This window comes from Streptomyces sp. NPDC053367 (assembly GCF_044545925.1).
Classification (GTDB): Bacteria; Actinomycetota; Actinomycetes; order Streptomycetales; family Streptomycetaceae; genus Streptomyces.
Window position 1 is genome coordinate 229305 of record NZ_JBITYN010000003.1, and the last position, 12691, is coordinate 241995.

The following is a 12691-nucleotide window of genomic DNA, read 5'->3' on the forward strand; positions in this document are numbered from 1 at the left end:
GCAGTCCAGAGACGAGGAATCAAGCCGTGAGCGACGTCCGTAACGTGATCATCATCGGCTCCGGGCCCGCCGGCTACACGGCGGCGCTCTACACCGCGCGCGCGTCGCTGAAGCCCCTGGTGTTCGAGGGCGCCGTCACCGCGGGCGGTGCGCTGATGAACACCACCGAGGTGGAGAACTTCCCGGGCTTCCAGGACGGCATCATGGGCCCCGAGCTCATGGACAACATGCGCTCCCAGGCCGAGCGGTTCGGCGCCGAGCTCATCCCGGACGACATCGTCTCCGTCGATCTGACCGGTGAGATCAAGACGGTCACGGACACCGCGGGCACGGTCCACCAGGCCAAGGCCGTCATCGTCGCCACCGGCTCCCAGCACCGCAAGCTCGGGCTGCCGAACGAGGACGCGCTCTCCGGCCGTGGCGTCTCCTGGTGTGCCACCTGCGACGGGTTCTTCTTCAAGGACCAGGACATCGCCGTCATCGGCGGCGGCGACACCGCGATGGAGGAGGCCACCTTCCTGTCGCGCTTCGCCAAGTCCGTGACGATCGTCCACCGCCGGGACACCCTGCGGGCCTCCAAGGCCATGCAGGAGCGCGCCTTCGCCGACCCGAAGATCAAGTTCGTCTGGGACAGCGAGGTCGCCGAGATCCAGGGCGAGCAGAAGCTGGCCGGCCTGCAGCTTCGGAACCTCAAGACCGGCGAGCTCTCGGAGCTTGCGGTGACCGGCCTGTTCATCGCGATCGGCCACGACCCGCGCACCGAGCTGTTCAAGGGCCAGCTGGACCTGGACGAGGAGGGGTACCTGAAGGTCGACGCCCCCTCCACGCGGACGAACCTGACGGGTGTGTTCGGCGCCGGTGACGTCGTCGACCACACCTACCGCCAGGCGATCACCGCGGCCGGCACCGGCTGTTCCGCCGCCCTGGACGCCGAGCGCTTCCTCGCGGCCCTCTCGGACGGCGACAAGGCCGAGCCCGAGAAGACCGCTGTCTGACCCCCTCCCGCACTCGCCCCACGCCCCATCAGTTAAGGAGCCCCTCGTGGCCGGCAACCTGAAGAACGTGACCGACGACTCTTTCGAGCAGGACGTCCTCAAGAGCGACAAGCCCGTCCTGGTGGACTTCTGGGCCGCTTGGTGCGGTCCGTGCCGCCAGATCGCTCCGTCGCTCGAGAAGATCGCCGAGGAGTACGGCGACAAGATCGAGATCGTCAAGCTCAACATCGACGAGAACCCGGCCACGGCTGCCAAGTACGGCGTCATGTCGATTCCGACCCTGAACGTCTACCAGGGTGGCGAGGTTGCCAAGACCATCGTCGGCGCCAAGCCGAAGGCCGCGATCCTGCGCGACCTCGAGGACTTCATCGCCGAGTGATGTGCGGGTGAGACGGAACGACGTTTCACGTGAAACATGAAGGGGCCGGCCCGTGAGGGCCGGCCCTTCCTCATGTCACAGCGGTCGCAGCGCCGGTTCCTTCTGCACCGCTCCCAGCAGCCGGTCCAGCGCCATCTCCACGTCTTCCTTCCAGGAGAGGGTGGAGCGCAGCTCCAGCCTCAGCCGGGGATGAATCGGATGCTGCCGCACCGTCTTGAAGCCGACGGCGAGGAGATGGTCGGCGGGCAGCAGACAGGCGGGCTCCTTCCAGCGGGCGTCCCCGAACGCCTCGATCGCCTTGAAGCCGCGCCGCAGCAGATCCTTGGCCACCGTCTGCACCAACACCCGGCCCAGCCCCTGCCCCTGGAAGCCGGGAAGGATGAAGCCGGTCATCAGCTGTACGGCGTCCGGGGAGACAGGGCTCGTGGGAAAGGCGGAGGAGCGGGGGACATAGGCAGGGGGCGCATAGAGCACGAAGCCCACCGGGACGTCATCGACATAGACGACCCTGCCGCAGGAACCCCAGTCCAGCAGGACGGCGGAGATCCACGACTCCTTCTCCAGCGCCGATGTCCCCGACTTCACCGCGGCCTCGCCGCTGACGGGGTCCAGCTCCCAGAAGACGCATGAGCGGCAGCGCTGGGGAAGGTCCTGAAGGTTGTCCAGCGTGAGCGGTACGAGCCGACGCCCCATGAAGGCTGTTCCTCACTTCCTTCGCCCGCGGCACCACGGGCGGCAGGTGGATGATCCCTTCCCGTTCGCATCGTAACCACCCAGGGATTCGCTCGATACCGGCAGAAAGCAAAGAGCGAGCCGTGTTCCGGTACACACCGGACACGGCCCGCTCTGCTGGCGTTCGGCCTGCGCTCGACGCGCCTCGGCTCAGTCCTCCGAGTCGTCGTCCGCGTCGTTGTCCAGCAGGCTCTTCTGCAGCACCGGCCCCTCACCCGGGGCCAGGGTGCCGAGGATGCGCTCCAGGTCCTCCACCGAGGCGAACTCGACCGTGATCTTGCCCTTCTTCTGGCCCAGGTCGACCTTCACCCGGGTCTCGAAGCGGTCCGACAGACGCGTGGCGAGGTCGGAGAGCGCCGGGGAGAGCCGGGCACCGGCCCGGGGCCCCTTGGCACGGGCGGGCTTCTGCGGCCGCGACCCCATGAGGGTGACGATCTCCTCGACCGCCCGCACCGACAACCCCTCGGCGACGATCCGGTGGGCGAGGCGGTCCTGCTCCTCCGGGTCCTCGACGGAGAGCAGCGCCCGCGCATGACCGGCGGACAGCACCCCGGCCGCAACGCGGCGCTGGACCGTAGGGGACAGCTTCAGCAGACGCAGGGTGTTGGAGACCTGCGGACGAGAACGCCCGATGCGGTCCGCCAGCTGGTCGTGCGTGCAGTTGAAGTCCTTCAGCAGCTGGTCGTAGGCGGCCGCCTCTTCCAGCGGGTTCAGCTGGGCGCGGTGAAGGTTCTCCAGGAGAGCGTCCAGGAGCATCTTCTCGTCGTCGGTGCCCCGCACGATCGCCGGGATCGCCTCAAGCCCCGCGGCACGGCAGGCCCGCCAGCGCCGCTCACCCATGATGAGCTCATAGCGGGCGGGTCCGAGCTGCCGGACGACGATGGGCTGGAGGAGACCGACTTCCTTGATGGAGGTGATCAGCTCCTGCAGCGCGTCCTCGTCGAAGACATCACGCGGCTGGCGCGGGTTCGGCGTGATCGCGTCGAGCGGGATCTCGGCGAAGTGCGCGCCGATGGGAGGCGCGGGCAGCTCCGGTGCGGCGGGAGTCGGCGGCTGCTCTGTTTCACGTGAAACAGGCTGAGCCTCGATCACCTTGCCGGCGGCCACTCCACGGTCGGAGGTCAGCACCGATCCCCCCACCGCAGAGGGATAGGCCGCACCCCCCACCGCCGTTGCGGCTGGCGTCTTCTCCGTCGGGGCAGATGGGATCAGCGCGCCGAGGCCACGGCCCAGTCCCCTCCGTCGCTCGCTCACTGGATCCCCTCCACCATGTTCGGATTGCTCTGTGCGCCGATGTGGGCGCGGGTCGGGTCGTAGGTGATGCCCACGCCCCGCAGCGCGATCTCTCGGGCTGCTTCAAGGTAGGACAGGGCGCCGCTCGATCCGGGATCGTAGGTCAGCACCGTCTGTCCGTAGCTCGGCGCCTCGGAGATACGGACCGAGCGCGGGATGCTCGTCCGCAGCACCTCGTCACCGAAGTGGTTGCGCACCTCGTCCGCCACCTGGGAGGCCAGCCGGGTCCGGCCGTCGTACATGGTGAGCAGGATCGTCGACACATGCAGGGCGGGGTTGAGGTGCCCTCGCACCAGATCGACGTTCCGCAGCAGCTGCCCCAGGCCCTCCAGCGCGTAGTACTCGCACTGAATGGGGATGAGGACCTCCTGGCCGGCGACGAGTGCGTTGACCGTCAGCAGACCGAGGGAGGGCGGGCAGTCGATGAGGATGTAGTCGAGCGGCTGCTCATACGCCTGGATGGCCCGCTGCAGCCGGCTCTCCCGGGCCACCAGGGACACCAGCTCGATCTCCGCACCGGCGAGATCGATCGTGGCCGGGGCGCAGAAGAGGCCCTCGACATCGGGGACGGGCTGCACGACCTCCGCGAGCGGCTTGCCCTCGATCAGTACGTCGTAGATCGACGGCACTTCGGCGTGGTGGTCGATACCCAGAGCGGTAGAGGCGTTGCCCTGAGGGTCGAGGTCGATCACGAGGACCCGGCCGCCGTGCAGAGCCAGGGAAGCGGCGAGGTTGACGGTCGTCGTCGTCTTGCCGACCCCGCCCTTCTGGTTGGCCACGCAGATGATCCGCGTCTGCTCGGGCCGCGGGAGGCCCTCACCGGCACGTCCCAGAGCCTCGACCGCCAGTTGGGCGGCACGACCGATTGGAGTGTCGTCCATCGGGGGCGGTGTTTCACGTGAAACATCCATCCCCGGCGACTCGGTACGGGGACCGGGGACCGGATCGGTCATCGGTCCCGCGATGTTGGCGTCGGACCGCAAGGATTCACTCTCCTCGACTTCAGGCTCGCAATGAACAGAGCCTCCCATGTCTTCGGGGTCGTGAACCAGTGAGGCCGGGGCTTCTGTGGAGAAATCCACCTCTGTGGACAACTCCGTTTCCGCATCGGGTGAACCGACCGGCTCCTCGACCGCCTTCGTGGGCTTGTCGAGCGAGCCGAGACGCTTACGGTCGCGAGGTTCGGCCGCAGCGCGGCCCCGACTGATGATGCCGTGCAGCAGTGAGCGACGTTTCACGTGAAACACGATGCACAGCGCCTACGGCCGAACCCCGGCGACACTCCGTCACGCGTGACAGGGGAAGCTGGTGTGGAGTACCGCTCAGCGGCGTCGCCGTGTCCGTCCCGTGCGCGCGGCCTTCGCCCGCTTCGCCGCGAAACGCACGCCGCCCGGGCTCTCGCCGACCTCCACCCGTACGACCGTGGACAGCGGGTCGACGACACCCTCGCCCACCTGGAGGACGGAGGTGCTTACAGCACCGAGCTTGCTCAGCGCGGTGGCCGCGCTCTTCAGCTCCTCCTCCGCCGTGTCGCCCTTGAGCGCGAGCATCTCCCCGTAGGGCCGCAGCAGCGGGATGCCCCAAGTGGCGAGGCGGTCCAGCGGGGCGACGGCACGCGCCGTCACCACATGCACCGGTGTGAGCTTGCCCATGACCTCCTCGGCACGACCGCGCACGACCGTGACATGGTCCAGGCCGAGCAGCTCCACGACCTCGGTCAGGAAGGTCGTACGCCGCAGCAGCGGCTCGAGGAGCGTGATCTTCAGGTCCTCACGGACGAGCGCCAGCGGAATGCCGGGCAGGCCGGCCCCCGAACCGACGTCGCAGACCGTGACGCCCTCGGGCACGACCTCGGAGAGCACCGCGCAGTTCAGCAGATGCCGCTCCCACAGGCGCGGCACTTCGCGCGGGCCGATCAGGCCGCGCTGCACGCCCGCCTCGGCGAGCAGCTCCGCATACCGGACCGCGTCCGCGAAGCGATCGCCGAACACCTCACGTGCCTGCTCGGGCGCAGGGGGGAGCTCCGCTGCCTCCGTCACGGGGGACCGTCCTTCCGTACCGCATCAGCGCGATCAAGCGCCGACACCAGAACCACCAGAACTATCAGGCTGACAAAATTCGGCCCCGCCTGCGCTACAGACGGGGCCGGTGGAACGTATGGACCGATCAGGCGGGCAACACGACGACGAACCGCTGCGGCTCCTCGCCCTCGGACTCGCTGCGCAGGCCCGCCGCCTTGACCGCGTCGTGCACGACCTTGCGCTCGAACGGCGTCATCGGCTTCATCTTCACCGGGGAGCCCGTGCTCTTGGCCTCGGCCGCGGCCTTGGCGCCCAGCTCGGCGAGCTCGGTGCGCTTCTTGGCCCGGTAGCCCGCGATGTCCAGCATCAGGCGGCTGCGGTCCCCGGTCTCCCGGTGCACCGCGAGACGCGTGAGCTCCTGGAGGGCCTCCAGCACCTCGCCGTCCCGGCCGACGAGCTTCTGCAGGTCGCGGCTGCCCGTGTCGCTGATGATCGAGACAGAGGCGCGGTCGCCCTCGACGTCCATGTCGATGTCGCCGTCGAGGTCGGCGATGTCCAGCAGACCCTCAAGGTAGTCCGCCGCGATGTCACCCTCCTGCTCCAGGCGGGTCAGGGTGTCTGCACCCTCGGCAGCGGCGGAGGTGGTGCCTTCCGTCACGGGATGGACTCCTTCTTACTTCTTGGACGGGGACTTGGGGCGCTGCGGACCCTTGCGCTGGCCGGACTGCGCCTTGCTGCGGCCACCGGAGCCGGCCTTGGGAGCGGCCTTCTTCTGCGCGGCCGGAGCGGGACCCTCGGCCTCGTCGGACTTCTCCAGTGAGGTCTTGGCCGCCGCCGGCTTCTCCAGCGAGGTGGGCTCGCCGGCCGCCTTGGTGGTGACGCCGGACTGGCGCTTGGCCTTGGTCTGGCGCTTGGGCTGCTGGCGACGGGCGGTACCGGCGGCCGTCGTGGTCGTGCCGTCCTCGGCGACCTCCACGGCGACAGCGGTCTCGCTCTTCACCACGGTGCCGTCGGCCTGGGCCGCGAGGCCCGCCTTGCTGAGGCCGTTGATGAACTTGCGCTCGTAATCGTTGCGGTCCCGGCCCTTGGCGACGATGGCCTTGATAATGGTGCGCTCGCTGCGCCGGCGGACCTTGCCGTGGTGCGTGACGTGCTTGGTCAGGCGCTCCAGGTAGGCGGCCTGGGCCTTGGAACCCGGGGTCGGGTTGTTGTGGATGACGTACATCTGCTGGCCCATGGTCCACACGTTGGTGGTCAGCCAGTAGACGAGGACACCGACCGGGAAGTTGATGCCGAAGACGGCGAAGATGACCGGGAAGACGTACATCAGCATCTTCTGCTGCTGCATGAACGGCGTCTTCACACTGGTGTCGACGTTCTTCGTCATCAGCTGGCGCTGCGTGTAGAACTGCGACAGCGACATCAGGACGATCATGACCGCGGTGACGATGCGGACGCTGGTCAGCGAGGCGTCGAGCGCGGCGACGTCGGAGCCGCTGTCGGTGAACTTCGCGGCGAGCGGGGCCCCGAAGATGTGCGCCTTCTGCGCGCTCTCCAGGAGGCTCTGGTTGATGACACCGACGGTGTCGCCGTTCGCGATGCCGTTGAGCACGTGGTACAGGGCGAAGAAGAACGGCGACTGGGCCAGGATGGGAAGGCACGAGGAGAGCGGGTTGGTACCCGTCTCCTTGTACAGCTTCATCATCTCTTCGGACTGGCGCTGCCGGTCGTTCTTGTAGCGCTCCTGGATCTTCTTCATCTCGGGCTGGAGCGTCTGCATGGCCCGCGTCGCCTTGATCTGCTTCACGAAGAGCGGGATCAGGCAGATCCGGATGACGATCACCAGGGACACGATGGACAGGCCCCAGGCCCAGCCCGTATCAGGTCCGAAGATCGCACCGTACAGGCTGTGGAACTGCACGATGACCCATGAGACGGGTGTGGTGATGAAACTGAAGAGGCTGGCAATCGTGTCCACTAATCATGCTCCTTGGGCATGGGACGGGGTCTCTGCGGCCGGGCTCGAAGGACTCGAAGAGCTCAACGCATTCTGTCCCTCGGTGGCCGGTTCGGCGGAGGAGGGCCCGCCCTTGCGTGCGCGCCAGGCAGTGCGCACCATCTCGTGCCATCGCGGGCGCTTGCGCGGCGGGACATGGTCCACACCGCCCAGCGACCACGGATTGCAGCGGAGGATGCGCCAGGCGGTCAGGGCCGTGCCCTTGATCGCACCGTGCCGGTCGATGGCCGTATAGCCGTAGTGGGAGCACGACGGGTAGTACTTGCACACCGGCCCGAGCAGTGGACTGATCGTCCACTGGTACAGCTTGATCAATGCCAGCAGCGGGTACTTCATCGCGCGCCCCCTCCCAGAAGCCGCTGAAGGGCGGCGTCCAGGTCTTGGGCCAGCTGTTCATGGTCGGCGTCGCCCGAACCGGGCAGCGCTCGTACCACTACCAGGCTACCGGGGGGCAGCAGGGCCACCCGGTCGCGCATCAGATGACGAAGTCTGCGCTTGACCTTGTTGCGCACGACCGCTCCACCCACTGCCTTGCTCACGACGAAACCCGCACGCGTCGGAGGAGCGCTCTCCCCAGGCGCGTGCGGGTCCGTGGCACCGCTTCGTAGATGGACGACGAGCAGAGGGCGACCGGCCCTGCGTCCTCGTCGTACCGCGGTCGCGAAGTCCTCGCGCCGCCTCAGCCGGTTCTCGGTGGGCAGCACGACGTCATGACCTGACCGGGATCAGGCGGACAGACGGGCGCGACCCTTGCTGCGGCGGGACGCCAGGACGGCGCGGCCGGCACGGGTACGCATCCGCAGCCGGAAGCCGTGGGTCTTCGCGCGACGACGGTTGTTCGGCTGGAAGGTGCGCTTGCTCACTCGGGGGCTCCAGAAAGAATCAGTAGTTGCGGGGTGCCGTCCTGGCTGTCACCGTGCGCCCACGAGTAGCTCGCGTTACGCCCGAGTGCACCGCTTTCCGATCACCTTGACGCGATCTGTGCCCATCGGAGGCAGGCGGCAGCAGCCATCGACAACTCGACCTGGTTACGGTACGCGGGGCTACGCCATCCGGTCAAACCAACGGCGGACGGGAGACACTGTCCACAGCCTGGGGACAACAACTTGAACCGTACCCGCCGCGCTGACTACCGTGGCTGGACTCCGATTCGTTCCCTTGTCCCCGGCCCGGCGGGTTCGTCCCCGCCGACCATCTGATCTACATCCCGAGCCGTTCCGCGAACCACACGTTCGTGGGACCTGTGAGAGAGCGTGCCCTGTGGCTGACGTACCTGCCGATCTTGCCGCAGTGTGGCCACGAGTACTCGAGCAGCTTCTCGGCGAGGGCCGCGGACAGGGCGTCGAGGCCAAGGACGAGCACTGGATCCGCCGCTGCCAGCCGCTCGCGCTGGTCGCAGACACCGCGCTGCTGGCCGTACCGAACGAGTTCGCGAAGAACGTGCTCGAAGGACGTCTCGCGCCGATCGTCAGCGAGACGCTGAGCCGTGAGTGCGGTCGCCCGATCCGTATCGCGATCACCGTCGACGACTCCGCGGGCGAGCCCTCGGCACCCGCGCAGCCGCAGTCCCGCTACGAGGAGTCCGAGCCGGCCTCCTACGACGGCTACGGCCGCCACCGCGCCGAGCCGCTCCCGGGCACCGGCGAGCAGCTCCCCTCCGCGCGGCCGGCCTACCCCTCGGAGTACCAGCGCCCCGAGCCGGGCGCCTGGCCGCGCCCCGCGCAGGACGAGTACAGCTGGCAGCAGCCCCGCCTCGGCTTCCCCGAGCGCGACCCGTACGCCTCGCCCTCCTCGCAGGACACCTACGGCGGCCAGGACACCTCCTACGGCGCCCAGGACTACCGCCCGAAGCCCCCGGAGCGGCCGCTGTACGAGCAGCAGCGCGCGGACTTCGACGGCGGGCGCGGCGACTACGACCAGCGCAACGGACGCCGTGAGCTGCCCGAGCCGGGCCCCGGTTCCGGTCCGGTCCGCCGCGGCGGCACGGCCCCGGGAGGCCCGGCGACGCCTCCCTCCGCGGGATCGCCCTCGCTCGGCTCGATGAGCGGGCAGTCCGCCGCGGCCGGCGGCCCCGGTGAGCCGACCGCGCGGCTGAACCCCAAGTACCTCTTCGACACGTTCGTGATCGGCGCGTCCAACCGCTTCGCGCACGCGGCCGCGGTGGCCGTCGCCGAGGCACCCGCGAAGGCCTACAACCCCCTGTTCATCTACGGGGAGTCGGGCCTCGGCAAGACGCACCTGCTGCACGCGATCGGGCACTACGCGCGCAGCCTCTACCCGGGCACGCGCGTGCGGTACGTGAGTTCGGAGGAGTTCACCAACGAGTTCATCAACTCCATCCGCGACGGCAAGGGCGACAGCTTCCGCAAGCGCTACCGCGAGATGGACATCCTGCTCGTCGACGACATCCAGTTCCTGGCGGACAAGGAGTCGACGCAGGAGGAGTTCTTCCACACCTTCAACACGCTCCACAACGCCAACAAGCAGATCGTGCTCTCCAGCGACCGGCCGCCCAAGCAGCTGGTGACGCTGGAGGACCGGCTGCGGAACCGTTTCGAGTGGGGCCTGATCACCGACGTGCAGCCGCCCGAGCTGGAGACGCGGATCGCGATCCTGCGCAAGAAGGCGGTGCAGGAGCAGCTCAACGCCCCGCCCGAGGTGCTGGAGTTCATCGCGTCCCGGATCTCGCGGAACATCCGCGAGCTGGAGGGCGCGCTGATCCGGGTGACGGCGTTCGCGTCGCTGAACCGGCAGCCGGTGGACCTGGGCCTGACGGAGATCGTCCTGAAGGACCTGATCCCGGGCGGCGAGGACTCGGCCCCCGAGATCACCTCCACGGCGATCATGAGCGCCACGGCGGACTACTTCGGGCTGACCGTGGAGGACCTGTGCGGCACCTCGCGCGGCCGCGCGCTGGTCACGGCCCGGCAGATCGCCATGTACCTGTGCCGTGAGCTGACGGATCTGTCGCTGCCGAAGATCGGCGCGCTGTTCGGCGGACGCGACCACACCACGGTCATGCACGCCGACCGCAAGATCCGCAATCTGATGGCCGAGCGGCGCTCGATCTACAACCAGGTCACCGAGCTCACCAACCGCATCAAGGCCGGCTGACAGCCGCCTCAGGACCGCCTCACGACCCGCTCAGGCGTGGATCAGCCCTGCCCCGGTCCGCCGCAGTGGTGCCCGCGGGGCACCGCAGGCGCCCCGTTCAGAGCCCCGCCCAACCCTCACCACGGCCCCATCACGGCCCTCCTACGACACCCAAGGGCGCTCCGGGAACGATTCCCGGGGCGCCCTTCTCGTTTCCCCGGGGTCATCCTCTGTTCGATTCCGGGCGGGGTTACGGCCGCTCTCCACAGATTCGGCGACTTTCTTCCGTCCCCAGGGTGGGGACGCTGAAGTTGTCCCGAACTCTGTCCACAGGCGAGCCTGTTGAAGGATCATCAGGCCAGGTCACATGCCTGTGGATTCGTGGACGAAGACTGTCCACAGGGTGTGGACGAAAAAAGTATCCACAGGCTGTGCATGAAGTTTTCCACCGACAACCCACAGGCTGAGGCCGGTTGTCCCCAATGATCCCCGGCTTCTCCACATGCCTGTCCACTGTTCGGCAACCCGACGCAGCCGCCCACCGGGTCGAGTGAAAGGCGTCACACGAAGTTGCCGGGTTGCCCTGTGGGAAAGCCGGGTAAAGCTGGGGACGAGTCTGGGGAGAACTCCGCCCTCCCTGGGGACGAGGTGTGCAGAACTTTCTGTTCTCCACAGACCACCCCGGTTGTCCACCGGCTCCGCCCACAGGGCCTGGGGACAAAATTTGGGGCCTGACCTGCGGAAACGAAGTTATCCACGGTATCCACAGGCCCTACTACTACGAACGACTAGAGAGAGCCCGGAATCCGTTTCGAAGCGGGGGCTGTGCACAACTTGCTCTCCGGCGCTTGTCCGCGGCCCGTCACGACTTGACCCCGAGGGGCACCGACTGTCAGTGCGGTGCGTCAGACTGGTCCCCGGTGTCCTTCCCGTCCCACGGGTCGCCGACACCGAGACAGACGACGAAGCGAAGCAGGGCGAGAAGCGCCGGCAACAGCAGGAGGCGGCTAACCGTGAAGATCCGGGTGGAACGCGACGTACTCGCGGAGGCAGTGGCCTGGGCGGCGCGCAGCCTCCCGGCCCGTCCGCCGGCGCCTGTCCTCGCCGGCCTGCTGCTCAAGGCCGAGGACGGCCAGCTGAGCCTGTCGAGCTTCGACTACGAGGTCTCCGCGCGGGTCAGCGTCGAGGCCGAGGTCGACGAGGAGGGCACCGTCCTCGTCTCCGGCCGGCTGCTGGCCGACATCTCCCGCGCCCTCCCCAACCGCCCGGTGGAGATTTCCACAGACGGTGTACGGGCGACCGTGGTCTGCGGCTCCTCGCGGTTCACCCTCCACACCCTGCCTGTGGAGGAGTACCCGGCGCTGCCGCAGATGCCGAACGCGACGGGTACGGTCCCCGGCGAGGTCTTCGCCTCCGCCGTGTCCCAGGTGGCCATCGCGGCCGGCCGTGACGACACGCTGCCCGTGCTGACCGGTGTGCGCATCGAGATCGAGGGCGACACCGTCACGCTGGCCTCCACCGACCGCTACCGCTTCGCGGTCCGCGAGTTCCTGTGGAAGCCGGAGAACCCGGACGCCTCCGCGGTCGCCCTGGTGCCCGCCAAGACGCTCCTGGACACCGCCAAGGCCCTCACGAGCGGCGACAGCGTCACGCTGGCGCTGTCCGGCTCGGGCTCGGGCGAGGGACTGATCGGTTTCGAGGGCGCCGGCCGCCGGACGACGACCCGCCTGCTGGAGGGCGACCTCCCGAAGTACCGCACGCTCTTCCCGACCGAGTTCAACTCCGTCGCCGTGATCGAGACCGCCCCCTTCGTGGAGGCCGTCAAGCGTGTGGCCCTGGTCGCCGAGCGCAACACCCCGGTGCGGCTCAGCTTCGAGCAGGGCGTGCTGATCCTGGAGGCCGGCTCCAGCGACGACGCACAGGCTGTGGAAAGGGTCGACGCCCAGCTGGAGGGCGACGACATCTCGATCGCCTTCAACCCGACCTTCCTGCTGGACGGCCTCAGCGCGATCGACTCCCCGGTGGCGCAGCTGTCCTTCACGACCTCGACCAAGCCGGCGCTGCTCAGCGGCAAGCCGGCGCTGGACGCCGAGGCGGACGACGCCTACAAGTACCTGATCATGCCGGTGCGGCTCAGCGGCTGACGCTAGCGGAGTTGTCC

The 12691-nt window shown here is 68.4% G+C and carries 13 protein-coding genes; 4 read left to right on the forward strand and 9 right to left on the reverse strand.

Translation table 11 applies throughout. The features are described 5' to 3' along the window. Positions 1–26: 26 nt before the first annotated feature. Together trxB and trxA are read left to right on the forward strand one after the other, a co-directional pair. A complete protein-coding gene (gene trxB, locus ACIGXJ_RS10690; RefSeq protein WP_399642989.1) occupies positions 27–995 on the forward strand; it encodes a thioredoxin-disulfide reductase in 969 nt (322 codons plus the stop codon). Beyond that, positions 988–1374, forward strand: coding sequence for a thioredoxin (gene trxA / locus ACIGXJ_RS10695; RefSeq protein WP_399643673.1), 387 nt, complete (start codon positions 988–990; stop codon positions 1372–1374). Before trxB ends, trxA begins: the two co-directional genes overlap by 8 nt. 75 nt (positions 1375–1449) lie before the next feature. Here trxA and ACIGXJ_RS10700 read toward each other — a convergent pair whose 3' ends face one another. The 9 genes from ACIGXJ_RS10700 to rpmH all read right to left on the reverse strand — a co-directional run bounded on the left by ACIGXJ_RS10700 (position 1450) and on the right by rpmH (position 8300). Further along, a complete protein-coding gene (locus ACIGXJ_RS10700; RefSeq protein WP_399642990.1) occupies positions 1450–2067 on the reverse strand; it encodes a GNAT family N-acetyltransferase in 618 nt (205 codons plus the stop codon). A gap of 189 nt (positions 2068–2256) precedes the next feature. Next, positions 2257–3360, reverse strand: a complete 1104-nt coding sequence (locus tag ACIGXJ_RS10705) for a ParB/RepB/Spo0J family partition protein (protein ID WP_399642991.1) — start codon at positions 3358–3360, stop codon at positions 2257–2259. Further along, entirely contained in the window at positions 3357–4430 is a 1074-nt protein-coding gene (locus ACIGXJ_RS10710; RefSeq protein ID WP_399643676.1) for a ParA family protein, read from the reverse strand. Before ACIGXJ_RS10710 ends, ACIGXJ_RS10705 begins: the two co-directional genes overlap by 4 nt. Positions 4431–4721: 291 nt before the next feature. After that, positions 4722–5438, reverse strand: a complete 717-nt coding sequence (rsmG, locus tag ACIGXJ_RS10715; protein WP_399642992.1) for a 16S rRNA (guanine(527)-N(7))-methyltransferase RsmG — start codon at positions 5436–5438, stop codon at positions 4722–4724. 127 nt (positions 5439–5565) lie between these two features. Then, positions 5566–6078 (reverse strand): protein jag, encoded by a 513-nt coding sequence (locus ACIGXJ_RS10720; RefSeq protein ID WP_399642993.1) that lies wholly within the window; start codon positions 6076–6078, stop codon positions 5566–5568. 15 nt (positions 6079–6093) lie between these two features. Continuing rightward, positions 6094–7398, reverse strand: a complete 1305-nt coding sequence (gene yidC, locus ACIGXJ_RS10725) for a membrane protein insertase YidC (RefSeq protein WP_399642994.1) — start codon at positions 7396–7398, stop codon at positions 6094–6096. A gap of 3 nt (positions 7399–7401) precedes the next feature. Next, complete coding sequence (yidD, locus tag ACIGXJ_RS10730) at positions 7402–7773, reverse strand: membrane protein insertion efficiency factor YidD (protein ID WP_399642995.1); 372 nt, start codon at positions 7771–7773, stop codon at positions 7402–7404. Then, positions 7770–8141, reverse strand: a complete 372-nt coding sequence (gene rnpA, locus ACIGXJ_RS10735) for a ribonuclease P protein component (protein ID WP_399642996.1) — start codon at positions 8139–8141, stop codon at positions 7770–7772. Before rnpA ends, yidD begins: the two co-directional genes overlap by 4 nt. A gap of 21 nt (positions 8142–8162) precedes the next feature. Next, positions 8163–8300, reverse strand: a complete 138-nt coding sequence (gene rpmH / locus ACIGXJ_RS10740) for a 50S ribosomal protein L34 (RefSeq protein ID WP_016644655.1) — start codon at positions 8298–8300, stop codon at positions 8163–8165. 397 nt (positions 8301–8697) lie between these two features. Here rpmH and dnaA point away from each other — a divergent pair, with 397 nt between their 5' ends. Together dnaA and dnaN are read left to right on the forward strand one after the other, a co-directional pair. Further along, a complete protein-coding gene (gene dnaA, locus ACIGXJ_RS10745; protein ID WP_399642997.1) occupies positions 8698–10551 on the forward strand; it encodes a chromosomal replication initiator protein DnaA in 1854 nt (617 codons plus the stop codon). A gap of 992 nt (positions 10552–11543) precedes the next feature. Next, positions 11544–12674 carry a DNA polymerase III subunit beta gene (gene dnaN, locus ACIGXJ_RS10750; protein WP_399642998.1) on the forward strand — a complete coding sequence of 377 codons (1131 nt, stop codon included), beginning with the start codon at positions 11544–11546 and terminating at the stop codon, positions 12672–12674. Positions 12675–12691 lie beyond the last annotated feature (17 nt).